Source organism: Chitinophaga sp. CB10, assembly GCA_001870995.2.
Taxonomy (GTDB): domain Bacteria; phylum Bacteroidota; class Bacteroidia; order Chitinophagales; family Chitinophagaceae; genus Chitinophaga.
Genome location: MLAV02000009.1, coordinates 217936 through 234084, shown reverse-complemented (window position 1 = coordinate 234084; position 16149 = coordinate 217936). Strand labels below are relative to the sequence as shown.

Annotated in this window: 11 protein-coding genes; 8 read left to right on the top strand and 3 right to left on the bottom strand. The window is 51.3% G+C overall.

Annotated elements, in window-relative coordinates; genetic code table 11:
* Nucleotides 1–9 precede the first annotated feature (9 nt).
* The 6 genes from BOC67_RS15010 to lpdA all read left to right on the top strand — a co-directional run bounded on the left by BOC67_RS15010 (nucleotide 10) and on the right by lpdA (nucleotide 7401).
* Complete coding sequence (locus tag BOC67_RS15010; RefSeq protein WP_291911386.1) at nucleotides 10–513, top strand: shikimate kinase; 504 nt, start codon at nucleotides 10–12, stop codon at nucleotides 511–513.
* Entirely contained in the window at nucleotides 506–898 is a 393-nt protein-coding gene (locus BOC67_RS15005; RefSeq protein WP_291911384.1) for a DUF423 domain-containing protein, read from the top strand. Before BOC67_RS15010 ends, BOC67_RS15005 begins: the two co-directional genes overlap by 8 nt.
* A 144-nt stretch (nucleotides 899–1042) precedes the next feature.
* Nucleotides 1043–2461, top strand: a complete 1419-nt coding sequence (locus BOC67_RS15000; RefSeq protein WP_291911380.1) for a CocE/NonD family hydrolase — start codon at nucleotides 1043–1045, stop codon at nucleotides 2459–2461.
* A gap of 22 nt (nucleotides 2462–2483) precedes the next feature.
* Nucleotides 2484–5138 (top strand): DNA translocase FtsK, encoded by a 2655-nt coding sequence (locus BOC67_RS14995; protein ID WP_291911377.1) that lies wholly within the window; start codon nucleotides 2484–2486, stop codon nucleotides 5136–5138.
* Nucleotides 5139–5267: 129 nt separating this feature from the next.
* Nucleotides 5268–5927, top strand: coding sequence for an outer membrane lipoprotein carrier protein LolA (locus tag BOC67_RS14990; RefSeq protein WP_291911374.1), 660 nt, complete (start codon nucleotides 5268–5270; stop codon nucleotides 5925–5927).
* 67 nt (nucleotides 5928–5994) lie between these two features.
* Complete coding sequence (gene lpdA / locus BOC67_RS14985; RefSeq protein WP_291911371.1) at nucleotides 5995–7401, top strand: dihydrolipoyl dehydrogenase; 1407 nt, start codon at nucleotides 5995–5997, stop codon at nucleotides 7399–7401.
* A 125-nt stretch (nucleotides 7402–7526) separates the two neighbouring features.
* Here lpdA and BOC67_RS14980 read toward each other — a convergent pair whose 3' ends face one another.
* Nucleotides 7527–10337 carry a S8 family peptidase gene (locus BOC67_RS14980; RefSeq protein WP_291911368.1) on the bottom strand — a complete coding sequence of 937 codons (2811 nt, stop codon included), beginning with the start codon at nucleotides 10335–10337 and terminating at the stop codon, nucleotides 7527–7529.
* Between the two features lie 482 nt (nucleotides 10338–10819).
* Here BOC67_RS14980 and BOC67_RS14975 point away from each other — a divergent pair, with 482 nt between their 5' ends.
* Nucleotides 10820–11644 carry a M57 family metalloprotease gene (locus BOC67_RS14975; protein WP_291911363.1) on the top strand — a complete coding sequence of 275 codons (825 nt, stop codon included), beginning with the start codon at nucleotides 10820–10822 and terminating at the stop codon, nucleotides 11642–11644.
* Nucleotides 11645–11804: 160 nt separating this feature from the next.
* Here the strand turns inward: BOC67_RS14975 and BOC67_RS14970 are convergent, their stop codons facing one another.
* Nucleotides 11805–12887, bottom strand: coding sequence for a sensor histidine kinase (locus tag BOC67_RS14970; RefSeq protein WP_291911360.1), 1083 nt, complete (start codon nucleotides 12885–12887; stop codon nucleotides 11805–11807).
* A 131-nt stretch (nucleotides 12888–13018) separates the two neighbouring features.
* Between BOC67_RS14970 and BOC67_RS14965 the strand changes: the two genes are divergently transcribed.
* Entirely contained in the window at nucleotides 13019–15190 is a 2172-nt protein-coding gene (locus BOC67_RS14965) for a S46 family peptidase (protein WP_291911357.1), read from the top strand.
* 59 nt (nucleotides 15191–15249) lie between these two features.
* Here BOC67_RS14965 and BOC67_RS14960 read toward each other — a convergent pair whose 3' ends face one another.
* On the bottom strand, nucleotides 15250–16143 hold the full coding sequence (locus BOC67_RS14960) for a class I SAM-dependent methyltransferase (RefSeq protein WP_291911354.1): 894 nt from the start codon (nucleotides 16141–16143) through the stop codon (nucleotides 15250–15252).
* Between the last annotated feature and the right edge of the window lie 6 nt (nucleotides 16144–16149).

Genomic DNA, 16149 nt, shown 5'->3' with positions numbered 1-16149 from the left:
ACCGTTAATATGAAAATATTCTTACTCGGCTTTATGGGCGCCGGCAAATCCTATTGGGGTAAACAACTCGCCGAAGTCTGGAACCTGCCTTTTTACGACCTCGACGATGTGATCGTGGAAGCGGAAGAAATGGCCATCAGCGATATCTTTGCTACGAAGGGGGAAGACTACTTCCGGGAAAAGGAGAGTATGTTGTTACGCGAACTGTCCAAGCAGGATAAATTCCTGATTTCCTGCGGCGGCGGTACGCCCTGCTTCCAGGATAACATGGATTTTATGAATGAAAGGGGCGTAACCGTATGGATCAATCCTTCCGTGCCTACCATGGTGGAGCGGCTTTCGCGGAAAAAGTCCAAACGCCCGCTGATTCAGGACCTGGACGATGAAGAGCTGGCGGTATTCGTGGAGAGGAAGCTGGCGGAGCGCCTGCCGTTCTACCAGCAGTCGCAGCACATCATCGCTTCCGATGATATTACCCTGGAAACATTTACCAAAAATATAGACCATGCATAAGAGTTTTTTAGTTTGGGCGGCAGCTTTGGGAGCCCTCGCAGTAATATTGGGCGCGTTTGGCGCACATAAGCTGAAAGAGCTGGTGCCTCCCGAAACTGTAGGAACCTTTCAGACAGGCGTTACCTATCAGTTCTATCACGTGTTTGCATTGCTTGTAACCGGTATCCTTTTTGCACATGCCCCCGGCGCGCAGCTGCTCTGGGCAGGAAGGTGCTTCATTACCGGTATTTTCCTTTTCTCCGGTTCACTGTACCTGCTGACGATGATGAAGGCTACTGAAACAGTGGGGCTTTCCAAACTCGGTATTATCACGCCTATCGGCGGGGTATTTTTTATCGTTGGCTGGGTGCTGTTGTTACTTGCTGTACTGAAGATTAAATCATAGGGTTGCAACCCGCTCCGGACAGCTCAGGGCCGCGGCCCTGAGCTGTTCACAAATAAAATCGCAAATCAACTAAAGGCTGGCCTGTGCTGCTTTGCGTGAAAAAATTAAATTCCTGACACCGCAGGTGTCCAGAAAACATTCAAGATGCAAAGACTTTTATTCGTGTGGATGATGATACTGGCGATGGCACAGGTATCTTTCGGCCAGGAGGCAGAAAAGATGACAGGCCGCTGGTATGGTGTGGTGAATGCCAACAACGAGCACCTCAGGGTGGCGATCCAAATTACCTCGCGGGCAGGCGTATTATCGGGTACCATTGCTTTCCCCGACAAATCGCCGGCAGTGAAGGCGCTGGATTCCGTCCGTTTAACCGCAGGCTTAATCACGTTGCACCTCGGGGAATCGGACCTGGTCTATATCGGACAAATGAAACCGGCAGGCGACACGGTCTTCGGACATCTTATCTGGGGAAATATTAATCAGGATCTTACGTTAACTCATAAAGAAATCAGCGCGGCGGAATTATATCCCCGTCCGCAGCAACCTAAACCGCCTTTCCCCTATCATTCGGAAGACGTGACGTTTCAAAACCAGGCGGACAGCGCATGGTTGTCTGGCAATTTCATCAGGCCGTCCGGCGTTGGGGCCAATTACCCGGTGATCGTAATGATTCCGGGGGAGGGGCTTACGAACAGGGATAATGAAGTGAGCCAGCATAAAATGTTCCTGGTCATGGCGGACTATTTTGCCAGGAACGGCATCGCCACCCTGCGCTTTGACAAACGCACTTTCCGCGGGGAAGACGGGATGCCAGCCGTGGAAGATATCCACGGCGCCGCCAGGGATGCGGCAGCGGCCATCCGGTATCTGAAAACCAGGAAGGACATCAATCCGCATAGCATTGGCGTACTGGGATTTGGTTTCGGCGCCGCCTCGGCAGAAATCGTAGCCGCGGATAATCCCGCTGTCGCATTCGTGATTTCCATGGCCGGGCTGGGAATGGATGGGATGCAATGGTCCGAACAGCAACAGCAGGTGGCCGGCCGGGCTATGGGCATGACGGAAGAAGAAATCAGGGCCGCCAGCGAGCGGATGAAACCATACCGGGAGGCTTTGGGATCCGGCAAATCCTGGCTGGAAACCAGGGCAGATGCGCGAAAAGCCCTGGAAGAAATATATGATCACTCGCCGGAAGAGTTAAAAGCAGGGATGGATAAGGAGCAATTTTCGACGGCGGATATCGTTAGTCCGGAAATGTTATCTATATTACGTTATAAACCAGTATCATATCTTAAAAGAATCCGGTGCCCCTTTATGGCAATTCATGGCGCCATGGATGCGGAAGTGCCGGCAGAACCAAACCTGAAAGGATTGGAAAGAGGATTGACAGAGAATGGCAATATGATGGTGACCATCCGCAAATTTGCAGGCTTAAATCACCTGTTTCAGTCCTGCAAAACCTGCGACGCCAGCGAATATGCGACACTGGAGCAAACCATTGACCCCCTGGTACCTGCATTCATCGCACACTGGATTTTACAGTTGCCGGCAGGTGGCAGGTAGTCACAACTTTTGATAGAAATTTATGTCCAAGAATAAACTGAAAACCGAAAAACCGGAGAGCAAAAAAGCCAAGGCCACCCCAGCCCCCAACCCTGAAGTGCTGAAGAAAGACAAGGAGGCGGATGTAAAGGTGAAGGAGCTGGTGAAGGACGAGCGTACCCATAAAGTGATGGGCGTGTTTTTTTTGCTGTTATCCATCTATTGTTTTATCGCCTTCACCTCCTATATTTTCAGTTGGGAGGAAGATTTTGATAAGGTTAACCGCTATTCCACCCACGAACTATTCTTCGGAGATATCAGTGTGGACAACCTGCTGGGCCGCCTGGGCGCATTCGTGTCCCATGGCTTCTTCTACAATGGCTTCGGCATTGCCTCCTACCTGTTTTGTTACTTCTTTTTCATCATCGGCGTGAATTTTATCGTTGGCCGCCGCGTATTTCGTGTATGGCGCAACGTGAAGTATATTTTATTCGGCCTGCTGTTTATCAGCATGGCCATGTCCTTCCTGTCGTTTGGCGCGGAGTTCCCCTTTGGCGGGGCTGTAGGGAACGCGCTTACCAAATGGACGACGGGCTTTGTGGGCAAAACCGGCACCGCCCTGCTGTTGCTTGTACTGGGTTTCTCCTGGCTGATCTGGAAATTCAATTTCGATTTCAAATGGCCGGAAAGTAAGCCGAAGCCGCCAAAACCGGCGCCTGTGCCCGCGGCGGCAGCCGGCCCCGTTGCCCCGGTGGCAGAGCAGCCTTCAGCTGCTGCCCGGCAAAAAAGTAATGGACTGAAAGATAATACCGGCGTGATGGTGATACCGCCAACCGAAGAGGAAGAGGATGAACTGCCGCCGATGCAGCTCGTGGAAAAAGACGAGATCACCGTTATCCCGGCGCATCATACGCCGGTGGCGCCGCTTACCGCTCCGGAGCCTGACCCTGAACCGCTGATGCCGGAAGAGGAGGAGGAAGATTATACGGAAGAGGAACTGGCGGCCGCAGGGCCTATGCTCTACATCGACGAATCCGTGGAGAAGGCCCAGGACCTGGCCATGACCCAGGAGCCGGTAGCCAAAAAGAAGCACAACGCGGAGGAAGTGACGTTTGAAATCAAATCCACCTACAGCGATGCGGAAGAGGAAGCGGAAGAAATTGTGCCTGTGCGGGAAGCCGTGCCGGTAGACCCTTACGATCCTTCGCTGGACCTCAGCAATTACCGCTTCCCCGGCCTGGACCTGCTGGAAAACCACAACGCGGATAAAGTGATCGTGCAGGATACCACGGAGCTGGAAAAGAACAAGAACCAGATCATCGATACGCTGAAAAACTACGATATCTCTATCCAGAAGATCAGCGCTACCGTAGGGCCAACGGTAACCCTATACGAAATTGTGCCGGCGGCGGGGGTGCGTATTTCCAGGATTAAGAACCTGGAAGACGACATTGCCCTGAGCTTATCCGCCCTGGGTATCCGTATCATTGCGCCGATCCCCGGTAAGGGTACCATCGGTATCGAGGTGCCGAATGTGAAGAAGTCCATCGTATCGCTGAAAGCCCTCCTGGCCAGCGAAAAGTTCCAGAACAGCACGATGGACCTGCCGATTGCCATCGGTAAAAAGATCGACAATGAAAACTTCATTGCCGACCTGGCCAAGATGCCGCACCTGCTCATGGCAGGGGCCACCGGCCAGGGTAAATCCGTGGGTATCAACACCCTGCTGGTTTCCCTGTTGTACAAGAAGCATCCTTCCCAGCTGAAGTTTGTACTGGTAGACCCCAAGAAGGTGGAGCTCTCCCTGTACAAGCTGATTGAAAAGCATTTCCTGGCCAAGTTGCCGGGAGAAGACGATGCCATTATTACCGATACCAAGAAAGTGATTCATACCCTCAATGCGTTGTGCATTGAGATGGATTTGCGTTACGACCTGCTGAAGGAAGCCGGTACCCGCAACATCCGCGAATACAACAGTAAATTCACGCAGCGCCGCCTGAACCCGCAGAAAGGCCACCGCTACCTGCCGTTTATCGTGCTGGTGGTGGACGAGTTTGCGGACCTGATCATGACGGCCGGCAAGGAGGTGGAAATGCCGATTGCGCGCCTGGCCCAGCTGGCCCGCGCCGTGGGTATCCACCTGATCATTGCTACCCAGCGTCCGTCCGTAAACATTATCACCGGTACCATCAAGGCCAACTTCCCGGCCCGTATAGCCTTTAAGGTATCCTCGAAGATCGACTCCCGGACCATCCTGGACATCGGGGGCGCGGAGCAACTGATCGGCCAGGGGGATATGCTCGTATCCTTCAACGGGGAGCTGGTAAGGCTGCAGTGCGCCTTTGTGGATACGCCGGAGGTAGAGAGCGTGGCGGAATTTATCGGTAACCAGAAGGGCTACCCGGATGCGTTCCTGCTGCCGGAGTATGTGGATGATAAAGACCCAGACGGCCGTGAGCTGAGCCTGAGCGACCGGGACCCGCTGTTTGAGGAAGCCGCCCAGGTGATCGTACAAACACAGCAGGGGTCTACCTCTTTGCTGCAGCGCCGGATGAAGCTGGGGTACAACCGGGCGGGCCGCCTGATGGACCAGCTGGAAGCCGCCGGTATTGTGGGCCCTAACATGGGCAGCAAGGCCAGGGAGGTACTGATAAAAACCGAATCAGAATTACAGGAAATCCTTAATGATTTGTTATAATCATTATAAATAAATCAAATATGATGGTGCTTTTCGTAAGATTTTGCGAATTTTGGACCCTCAAATGACTCAACCAGCCCTGACGGCATAGCTTTTGACTATACGGGGGTAAATTAAAAACGAACTACGATGAAGAAATTTTTATTAACAGGATTGTTACTGAGCGGAATCATTTTCAGCGGTATGGCGCAGTCTAAGCAGGCGAGCGATCCTAAGGCCAAAACCGTACTGGATGGCGTAAGCTCCAAATTCAAAGCCCTGAAATCCGTAGTCGCCAATTTCGTGCTGAAGGTGGAAGGCGCCAACAACAGCGTGGCCGAATCCAAGAAAGGCACTGTATATATGAAAGGTTCCAAATACAAGGTAACCATGGAAGGCCAGGAAATTATCAGCGATAACAAGACCTCCTGGACCTATGCGAAGGATGTGAATGAGGTGACGATCAACAACGTGGACCAGAGCAGCGGCGCGATGACGCCGGCCAAGCTGTTTACCAATTTTTACGATAAGGACTTCCTGTACCGCCTGACACCGGAAACCACCGAAAAGGGGAAGGTGCTGCAAAACATCGAAATGACGCCTACTGACAAATCCAAGAACATCTTCAAGGTGATCGTGTCAGTGGACAAAAAAGCCCAGAATATCGCGAAAATGAAGGTTTTCGAGAAAAATGGCAACCGTTATACTTACGAAATCACCAACTTTACGCCAAATGCGGCCGTGAATGACGCAACTTTCGTGTTCGACCCTAAGAAATACCCGGGCGTGGAAGTGGTAGACCTCCGATAATTAATTCCGGATGTGGAATTCAATAATTAATTTCTACCTTTGGCAAGTTTTATAAAAATTAAACAATATGGCATACGACGTTATCGTAATTGGTAGTGGGCCCGGCGGATATGTGGCTGCTATCCGTGCTTCACAGCTGGGATTTAAGACCGCTATCGTGGAAAGAGAAAACCTGGGTGGTATCTGTTTAAACTGGGGCTGTATTCCTACTAAGGCATTACTGAAATCTGCACAGGTATTGGAATATATGCAGCACTCCAAGGACTATGGTATTACCGTTGCTGACGCACAGGTGGACTTCCCGGCAGTAATCAAACGTAGTCGTGGCGTTGCTGATAAAATGAGCAGGGGCGTACAGTTCCTGATGAAAAAGAACAAGATCGATGTGATCATGGGCAATGGTAAACTGAAAGCCAAAGGCCAGGTAGAAGTTACCGATAAAGATGGTAAAGCTACCGTATATGATGCAAAACACATCATCCTGGCTACAGGCGCCCGTGCGCGTGAACTGCCTAACCTGAAGATCGATGGTAAAAATGTGATCGGCTACCGCGAAGCACTCGCCCTGCCTACACAGCCTAAATCCATGATCGTTGTAGGTTCCGGCGCTATCGGCGTGGAATTCGCTTATTTCTACTCTACCCTGGGTACCAAAGTAACTATCGTTGAATTCATGCCTCGCATCGTTCCGGTGGAAGATGAGGATATCTCCAAAGAACTGGAAAAGATCTACAAGAAGAAAGGTATCGAAATCATGACCAATTCTTCTGTAGAAGCGGTAGAAGCTACCGGCAACGGCGTGAAAGCGAAAGTTAAAACCGCTACCGGTGAAATCACCCTGGAAGCAGACGTGGTACTGAGCGCGGTAGGTATTGCTGCCAACATCGAGAACATCGGTCTGGAGCAACTGGGTATCAAAACTGACAAAGGTCGCGTTGTGGTAGACCAATACTACCAAACCAACGTTCCGGGCATCTATGCCATCGGCGACATGGTTCCTGGTCAGGCGCTGGCGCACGTAGCTTCCAAAGAAGCGATCGTTTGCGTGGAAGCACTGGCTTACAACGAGAAAAAATACGCGCACAAACCAGCTACTATCGACTACATGAACATTCCGGGCTGTACTTATTGCGCGCCTGAAGTAGCATCTGTAGGTTATACCGAGAAAGCTGCACGTGAAGCAGGTTACGAAGTGAAAGTGGGTAAATTCCCATTCTCCGCATCCGGGAAGGCAACTGCTGCCGGCGCTACAGACGGTTTCGTAAAAGTGATCTTCGACGCCAAATACGGCGAGTGGCTGGGTACGCATATGATTGGCGCCAACGTTACCGAGATCATCGCTGAAACCGTGGTGGCACGTAAACTGGAAACTACTTACCAGGAAGTGCTGGATTCTATCCACCCGCACCCAACTATGAGCGAGTCCGTAAAAGACGCGATCGAAGTTGCTTACGGCGAAGCAATTCACCTGTAACCGGTATTCATCCGAATTACTTTAATTAAGCATATAGATGAATAAGCCCTCGCATCAGCGAGGGCTTTTGTTATTTGTGGCGATGTGGCTTTCAGCTATTTGGCGGCGGTTTCTCAAGGATCCGCTTACTGCTTTATAAACTTCCTGTTGAATATCCGCTGCCCGTTATAGTAAATCGTACAGTTATACATCCCTGCCGGCAGCCGGGATACCCCTATCCCCTCCAAACTATCCGTTATCGTTACCCGCATGCGTTCCCGCCCGCTCATATCCGTGATCACTACCTGCCGCTCCCTTACCTGCGGGTCCATAATACCCAGCGTATTTACCACGGGGTTAGGGAATACCATGATATGGTCTGATTTGAAAATCTGTACTGTAGACACGCCGGAGTAAAACGCCCGCCCATCGAAGGTATTGAGCTGCACCCGGTAGTGCATCAGGCCTTCCCAGGTATGGGAATCGGTCTGGTAATACAGCAGGGCGCTGGTAATAGGCGTGGTGGCCAGGTTCTCCCAGGTTTTACCGTTGTAACGCTGCCATACTACTTCTTTCAGCTGGTAGGTACTGCCGAGGATGAGGGTGAGCGGCACGGCATTGTCCACCGTTCTGTCCGCGATGAGGCTTTTTACATAGCAATCCACGCCCTGGGTGGTAAAATCTACCGTATAGCTGCGGTAGCCTTCCCAGCCGGCAGCATGCACGGGGCTCACGGCGAAATTGCTGGATGCGGGTTGGGATTTACCGATGAATAAAAACGTATCGGCGGTTTGCCGGTATGGCTGCAGCTGGGTTTTGCCCATATTATAGATCTCGTAACGCTCAGCCCCGGGGATGGGGTTCCAGAAGATGAAGGCGCTGTCTGCACAATTAAAGCCCGTTTGTATGCCCACCTTCGGGGAAATGATGAAGGCAGGGCTGGCAAAGCTGGTATCCGGCAGCTGGAAGCGCAGCAGGGCTTTGCTGAATACGTTCGGCACGTACCAGTTCAGGTAGCCGCTGCTGACGGGATAATCCGTAATGATGGTCTGCCAGGTGGCGCCACTGTCCAGGCTGTACTGCAGCTGCCCGTTGCCGCTCATGGTGCTTTCCCAGTAGAGGTCTACGTTGGTAGTGGCTTCCATGATGGTATGTGCGTCCGGGTGATGCCAGGCGAAAGTGGCCTTGGGTACACATTCATACGCGATGTACCAGGGCTGCGCAGCGCGCAGCTGCCCGGCGCTGACGGTGATGTGCGCCTTGCCGGCCGCGGGGTTGGAAATAGTCACCTGTTCCACATTATTCAGCGTATCCCTGCCGCGTTTGGCGGGCAGGGCGAGGGAGTCCGGCGCTGGGTTTAATATCCAGGGGAGATATAAACTACCATCGGCAGCGGTTACACGTAAATCCAAATCGTGTACGAGCGCTTTATGCCCATTAACGGCGCCGGGTATATCATTCCAGTACAAAGTTACCTTCAGTTCGCGGGTATTATCCGGGACGTTAATGTCGATGCCGGTAGCGCCGTTGCTGGTAGCGCTGCCTTTACTGTAGCGTTTATCCGCCAGGGTTTGCAGGGCATGCAGCGCGTTGGCGCTGCCGTAGCCGGAGCGGTAGTCAGGCCCGGCGCCCGGCGCCCGGGTGGCGCTGTTGAGCAGTATTACCTTCAGCAGGGCGGAAGGCATGGCGGTGAAGGTTTGTTGCTTCCAGTAGTCCTGCAGCAGCGTGCTGATGCCTGTAATGGTGGCCGCTGCGCCGGAAGTGCCGTCCTGCCCGAAGGCGGAGAGCTCCGGCTTTATGCGCCCGTCGTAAGCGGGGCCGTGGCTGGACAGGGAGATGAAGTTGCCGGCAGCGTCCGTACCGCCTACTACGAGCAGGTTTTTAGCCTGCTTCACGTTGCCGGTGAGGTTGGCATAAACCAGCCCTTTATAAATGCCGTCAGTGGCAGGCTGCGCGCCTACGTTGCCGGCGGAAAACACATGTTGCAGCGTATCCGCTGCATAGATTTGCTGATCGTATGCGGCGGCATCGGGCCCGTAAAAGTTTTCTATTTCCGTACCGTAAGAGTGGTTTTGCAGGGTGATGTTATACTTGCGGTAGTAGGTGGCTGTGTCAGGGAGCAGGGTAATGTTAAAGTTGGAGCTGCTGAGGCCTGCCGCCGGCGCCGCTCCCAGCCCCAGTGCGCCTGTATTGCCGGCCCCTGCGATGATGGTAGCCATGGTGGTGGCGTGGGAAGTTAAGTTCGTAGAGGCGTCCGGGTTATAGATGATGCGCCCGGCAAAGTCGAGGTCCGTCGTATCAAACCGGTCCTCTTTAACGCTAACGGCTATACTTTTTCCATCGATGCCGGGATATTTTTCCCGGGCGATGTTGATGCGGTTTACATAGGGATTGGCGCCGTTGAGTATCATTTCCGTCCGGGCCTTGCGGGGCTTATCCGCGAAGGCGATCATCGTGTCCGCGATGAATTGCGGCCACCGCTTCACGGGCAGTTGAACCATCGCGATATTATAATCTTTCCTGGAGCTGATTACTGCCACATAAGCGGGCGCAGTCCATTCATTTTTCAGACTAACCCTGACGGTGATGCTATCGTCCGGGGAGGCTTGTTCCAGCTGCTGCAACAACGCTTCACTTGCTTTCCAGTTGCAGTTGGCAGGCCCCTGGTAGGAGAGTTGTTTTGCCAGTTCATTATCAGGGATTTGCTGTTGTATAATATACGCTTTACCGTTAATGACTTTGCGCAAACCGTAGGCTTCGAGGCGTTGCGGCGGAACGGATTTCTTAAAGATCACGAGCCAGTTTTCCGCCGTAGTCTTTGCCTGCGTTTCAGCAATCGGTTGTAATGCGTAACGGTACCGCACACTGTCTGCCGGTAAATATTGCTGCGCGGAAATGTTGCGGCAGCATAACAGCAAAGTGAATAGCAGAACGGATTTGGGCAGATAGTGGTTCATGCGGGACAAAGCAAATATTGCGTTTAGAATGGCAATGGACTTTCTAATCTACTGCAATAAATTGTTTAGTCCAATTTTTTTCTGAAGAGTTTTGCAAAATGTTTTTTTAAATAAACCGAAAGTTGTAATATTGAATACGTAAGTCGTAATTGAAAAACATCAACAAAATCTGACTAGATCGCACAACAATTAGTTAGTTAATCTGAAGAGCAAATCTGAATTATTACCGGTTCACGCCGGCGTCGTAAATCATCACCAATCATTAAGAAGAACTGCCGTTTATGGAAGCCTCCTCGTGAGCTGTAGTTTTGCTATGAGAACAATTGAGAGCCTTTACTTGCCCGCAACAAGTACGCACTGTAAACTATAGCAATCACCGAGTTACCATCAATGTTAGTTTCATAGCGTTAGTAAATTCTGCCTGCCTGTAAACAGGCGGGGTGAAGATATTTTTTTATTCTAAAAACCCAAAATCTGAGTCTATGAAAAAACAAACACTTAGTGTTTTATTCTGCCTGCTGGCAGCATTCGCCATTGTATCCTGTCAAAAGAGCAACACAAACACAGATGCGAAACCCCAGGAAGTATCAGACGACGTGTTGGCCCAAATCAAAGCCTATGGCTTCTCTACAAACGATGTACATGCAACCGACGGGGGCGTGATCGTGGAAGGGGATATCTTCCTTTCCCATGATCAGCTGAAACAAAAGGTTAGTGGTCCTACCTTACAGGTAGCGCAAACCGAACAGTATCGCACCACCCGGCTGGTAACCGGATTGCCTCGCGTCATCAAGGTTAAAGTATCCGGTTTAGGTACTGCCTTCATTGCCGGTACTGATACCGCCATTGCCCGTTACAACAGGCTGGGGCTGCGTATGACTTTCCAGCGCATCACTTCCGGTACCGCCAACATTACTATCCAGGGCTTCAATGAAGGGCCAAGCGGCGGTTACATTACCCTCGGTTCTTCCGGTTTCCCGACTGCTAACGGTAACCCTTACAGCCAGATCCTGATGAACACTAACCAGTATGCCTATGGCACCAATCCGGATGTGCTGTATGTAGGCTCCGTTATCCAGCACGAAATTGGCCACTGCATCGGTATGCGCCATACGGATTACATGAACCGCGCTTACAGCTGCGGCGGTACGCCTACCAACGAAGGTTCTGCCGGCGTGGGCGCTATCCTGATCCCCGGTACGCCTTCCACTGCTGATCCTAACTCCTGGATGCTGGCTTGCTCCAACGGTGGTAACCGTACCTTTAACGCAAACGATATTATCGCTTTAAGATACCTGTATCAATAAGGTATCCGCTTATTCCTGCCATTCATCCTGCAGGTTAAATTCCCGGGAGGCGCAGCCAGGGTTTGCCCCGTATCATATTTTGGGTGTAAATCTGTCGAGCAGAAAAGTGCTGCGCCTCCTTTCTTTACCAATTTGGTAATACGGCAGCAGGCATCGCTATTTATGTTCGCGGCCGATGCACTATTCTGTCAGCGGCAATTTTATCTCCATATAAACCCACCAATTTTAAAACAACATGATAGTACCCATCCTGCTCTTCTGTGACCAACGTATAGCGGTCGGGGTAGAGATGGTCCAGCCGTTGTATCGTGTTGGCAATGCCAACACCGGTGCGGCTCTCCGGTTGCCCTAACCGGAATATCCTGTTGCTGCAGTTGAACTGCACGGCATCTTCCTCTATATGCAACGCAATGTGAATCGTGCTGGGTTCATGATTGCTGATGCCGTATTTAAAGGCATTTTCCACAAAGGGCAACAGTATCAGCGGGGCAATGCATTTAATCCCCGCTTCCCCGGAAACGGCAAAGCCAACGGAGGTTTGCCTGCTCAGGCGCAACCGTTGTAAGTCGACATAATCATTCAGGCAGGCAATTTCGTGCTGCAGCAATACATAGTTTTTATTTTCTTCCGTCACGTACCGCAGCATATTGGAGAGCTTCATGATGCTGGGGCCGGCAAACTCGCTGTGCGTAATGGCCAGGGAGTAAATATTGTTCAATGTGTTAAAGAGGAAATGCGGGTTGATCTGCGCTTTCAGGAAGGACAGCTCCGCCTGCGTTTTACGCGTTTCCGCATACAGGGCCCGTTTCTCCGTTTGCCTGCGGCGGTGCGTGGTTTCAATGGCCACGCTGAGCGCGATGGTCAGCAGGAAGAGGAACATACTGAAATAATCAAAATGAAACCTTACCGGCGGCGGCCCTGGCAGGTGCAGGTGCGGCCCCTTGAAACGGCGGAACAAATGATCGAAAGGCTGCATCAGGTTCACCATCAGCAACAACAGCAGCAGCGACAAAAAGTACAGTAGGTAATGCTTCCGGAAAAATAACTGCGGGAACAGGAAGTTGGTATGAAAGTAAAAAAGCGCGGAATAGGTGAAAATGAAAACGAAGAACTCGGGAGAGCAGAGTACTTTCCAGGCCCGGTCATCGTCCGCCTGGCCGCTGGTAAAAAACAGCGACAGGCAAACCAGGATCAGCCACCCGGTCAGGTGAGAGAGAACGACAGATGATTTTAAGCGGATCATGCACGACAGAATTTAATACGCTATCCGAAATTTGGGTCAATCTGCCCAATAATCTGTCAATAACTCTTCAAACCGGGGGATTATGTCGATGAATGATGTAAATTGCCAGCTTTATTAAAAGAATATCAGATATGTTGTTAAAATCAGTGAAGTCAAGCCTGCTGCTGGTACTCATGGTACTATCGCAGCACGTGTATGCTACTGAGGGAATGTGGTTACCGCAGTTGCTCTCTAATCTCAACGAGAAGGAGATGAAGGGTATGGGTATGAAAATCAACGCCTCAGATATCTATAGTATCAATAAAGGCAGTCTCAAAGACGCGATTGTTAGTTTCGGCGGTTTTTGCACGGCGGAAGTAATATCTTCCCAGGGGCTTATACTGACCAACCACCACTGCGGCTACGGCTCCATCCAGAAGCATTCCTCACTGGAACATAATTACCTGGAAAACGGGTTCTGGGCAAAATCTTTTGCTGAAGAGCTGCCAAACCCCGGGCTCACGGCTACTTTCATCGTCCGTATCGACGATATTACCAAAGAGGCCACTGCCGGCGTCACCAAATCCATGTCAGAAACGGAAAGGCAATCCGCCATCGACCGGAAGCTGGCCGAAATCCGGCAATCCGCCAAGCGGGAAGCCTGGCAGGATGTGATGATCAAACCTTTCTTCGAAGGCAATAAATACTACCTGTTTGTAACGGAAACGTATAAGGATGTACGTTTGGTGGGCACGCCGCCCTCTTCCATCGGGAAGTTTGGTTCCGATACGGACAACTGGGTATGGCCGCGCCATACGGGCGACTTCAGCATGTTCCGCATTTACGCCGGCAAAGACGGTAAGCCTGCGGAGTACTCCAAAGACAACGTGCCTTTAAAGCCTAAATATTTCCTGCCTATCTCCATGAAAGGCGTGAAAAAAGACGATTTTACCATGGTGATGGGCTTCCCCGGCCGTACGATGGAGTACCTGCCTTCCGAGGCGGTAAAACAGACCGTAGAGGTCCTGGATTTCGCGAAGGTGGAAATGCGCGATGCCGCCCTCAAGATCATTGACGGCTACATGCGTAAGAATGAGCAGATTAAAATCCAATACGCCGCTAAATTCGCCTCTACCGCCAACTACTGGAAAAAATGGCAGGGCGAAATGCTGGGTATCAAAAAGACAGACGGCATCGCTAAAAAACAGCGCTATGAAGCAGCATACAATCAACTGCTGCATGCCAACCCGGCCCTGCAACAACAGTATGCAGGCGTGCTGGACACCCTGAACGCCCTCTACATCCGGATCAACCCGTATGCGCAGGCCCGCGATTACTACAGCGAACTGACGAAGAATGCGGAGATCTACAGCGCCATCGATAAATTCATGGAGTTTACCGACAATGCGGAAAAGCAGAAAGCTAACGCGGACGGCTATGCGAAAACACGCGCGGCCTTCCAGGAAGCGATCCAGGCATTTTATGCCAACTTCAACGCCGGCGTGGATAAAGATGTGTTCATCAGCCTGATGGATATTTATGTGAACAAGGTACCGGAGCAGTTCCGCGATGATAAATTCAATGCCTACTGGAAAAAATTCAACGGGGATAGCCGCAAGCTGGCGGACTACGTGTATGCGACTTCCGCATTCACCGGCTACGACAAGGTGAACGGCCTGGTACAATTACCATTTGACCAGATGATGCAGCAGGCGGTGAACGACCCGGCCGTACAGCTGGCCATCTTCCTGCGGGAAGGCTTTGCCCGAAAAGTAGCGCCTGCCCTCAACGCCCTGCAGCTGGATATCAACAAGCGGCAGCGCACTTACATGAAAGCGCAGATGGATGTATTTGAAGGGAAGAAGAACTTTTACCCGGATGCCAACAGCACCCTGCGCGTAACGTACGGTAAAGTGGATGGCTACAGTCCGAAAGACGCCGTGGAATACGATTACTACACCTGGCTGGATGGCGTGATGGAAAAATACATTCCGGGGGATTATGAGTTTGACGTGCCTGCGAAACTGATTGAGCTGTATAAGCAGAAAGACTATGGCAGATACGGCGTAAACGGCCGTATGCCGGTATGCTTCATTGCTTCCAACCATACTACCGGCGGCAACTCCGGAAGCCCTGCGCTGAATGCGTATGGCCAGCTGATCGGGCTTAACTTTGACCGCACCTGGGAAGGGACGATGAGCGATATTAATTACGATCCTTCTATCTGCCGCAATATTATGGTGGATATCAGGTATGTGTTGTTTATCGTGGATAAGTTTGCCGGATGCGGCAGGCTGGTGGATGAGATGAAGCTGGTGAATTAAAAGGATGATACTGGAAAGAGGTGGCCTTTCAGCCACCTCTTTTTTTATTTCACTACAATTTATGCTTCCAACTTACACTCATATACGATCGAGCTGCATCTCTCCACCTGTTTCAATCCTCTCCTGTAGGACCTCAATCCGTGTATAAACCCTTGAAACAGCCTGCTTTTCCCCGTCTTATACTTTTCGCTTAACAGACTTACATAAAACCCGTCAAACACCATGGGATGTTTTTTCACGACCTTAATCCCGTGAAATGCCAGCAGCTGCTCCATCGAATCAGGGGAGAAGTGGTAGAGGTGCCGCGGCACATCATACGCCGCCCAATACGCTTTATAATATTCCGCATCCAGGGATGTGTAGTTGGGCACGGCAATCAGTATTGCGCCTTCGGGTTTTACCAGCTGGCGGATTTGTTTGAGATAGGCATGCAGTTCGTGTACATGTTCGAGTACGTGCCACATTGTGATTGCATCGTACTGCTGTTGCGGCAGGTGAAACAACTGGTCTACCGGCAGGGCTTCTACCTGGTAAAGTTGTTTGGCGTTGTGGCGGGCGGTTTCGTCCGGCTCCAGGCCGGTTACTGTCCAGCCGCCGGCTTTCATATAGTGCAGGAATGCGCCGGTGCCGCTGCCGATGTCCAGTACGGAACCGGTTTTCATGCCGGTGGCATTGCGTACCCAGTTCTGTTTGGAGCGCAGGGTGATCTTACGCACGCTATGGTATAAACGATTGATGAGGCCTTCTTTTGTTTCGGAATGGGAGATGTATTCCTGGGATTGGTAATAGGCGCCGATGTGCGCGCCGTCCGGCACATTTTGGGTAAAGCGGCCGGTACAGGTACCGCAGTGCCAGATACCAAAGCTTTCTTTAGATACTGTGTAGTCTTTTGCAGTTAATACTTCATGGATCTGGGAAGAACCACAAAGCGGACAAGTATTACGGTAAATCAAGTTATG

Bases quoted from the DNA above. Each gene is read 5' to 3' on its own strand.
- BOC67_RS15000 (WP_291911380.1), top strand. From the start codon at position 1,043: ATGCAAAGACTTTTATTCGTGTGGATGATGATACTGGCGATGGCACAG.
- BOC67_RS14995 (WP_291911377.1), top strand. From the start codon at position 2,484: ATGTCCAAGAATAAACTGAAAACCGAAAAACCGGAGAGCAAAAAAGCC.
- BOC67_RS15005 (WP_291911384.1), top strand. From the start codon at position 506: ATGCATAAGAGTTTTTTAGTTTGGGCGGCAGCTTTGGGAGCCCTCGCA.
- lpdA (WP_291911371.1), top strand. From the start codon at position 5,995: ATGGCATACGACGTTATCGTAATTGGTAGTGGGCCCGGCGGATATGTG.
- BOC67_RS14965 (WP_291911357.1), top strand. From the start codon at position 13,019: ATGTTGTTAAAATCAGTGAAGTCAAGCCTGCTGCTGGTACTCATGGTA.
- BOC67_RS14990 (WP_291911374.1), top strand. From the start codon at position 5,268: ATGAAGAAATTTTTATTAACAGGATTGTTACTGAGCGGAATCATTTTC.
- BOC67_RS14970 (WP_291911360.1), bottom strand. From the start codon at position 12,887: ATGATCCGCTTAAAATCATCTGTCGTTCTCTCTCACCTGACCGGGTGG.
- BOC67_RS15010 (WP_291911386.1), top strand. From the start codon at position 10: ATGAAAATATTCTTACTCGGCTTTATGGGCGCCGGCAAATCCTATTGG.
- BOC67_RS14975 (WP_291911363.1), top strand. From the start codon at position 10,820: ATGAAAAAACAAACACTTAGTGTTTTATTCTGCCTGCTGGCAGCATTC.
- BOC67_RS14980 (WP_291911368.1), bottom strand. From the start codon at position 10,337: ATGAACCACTATCTGCCCAAATCCGTTCTGCTATTCACTTTGCTGTTA.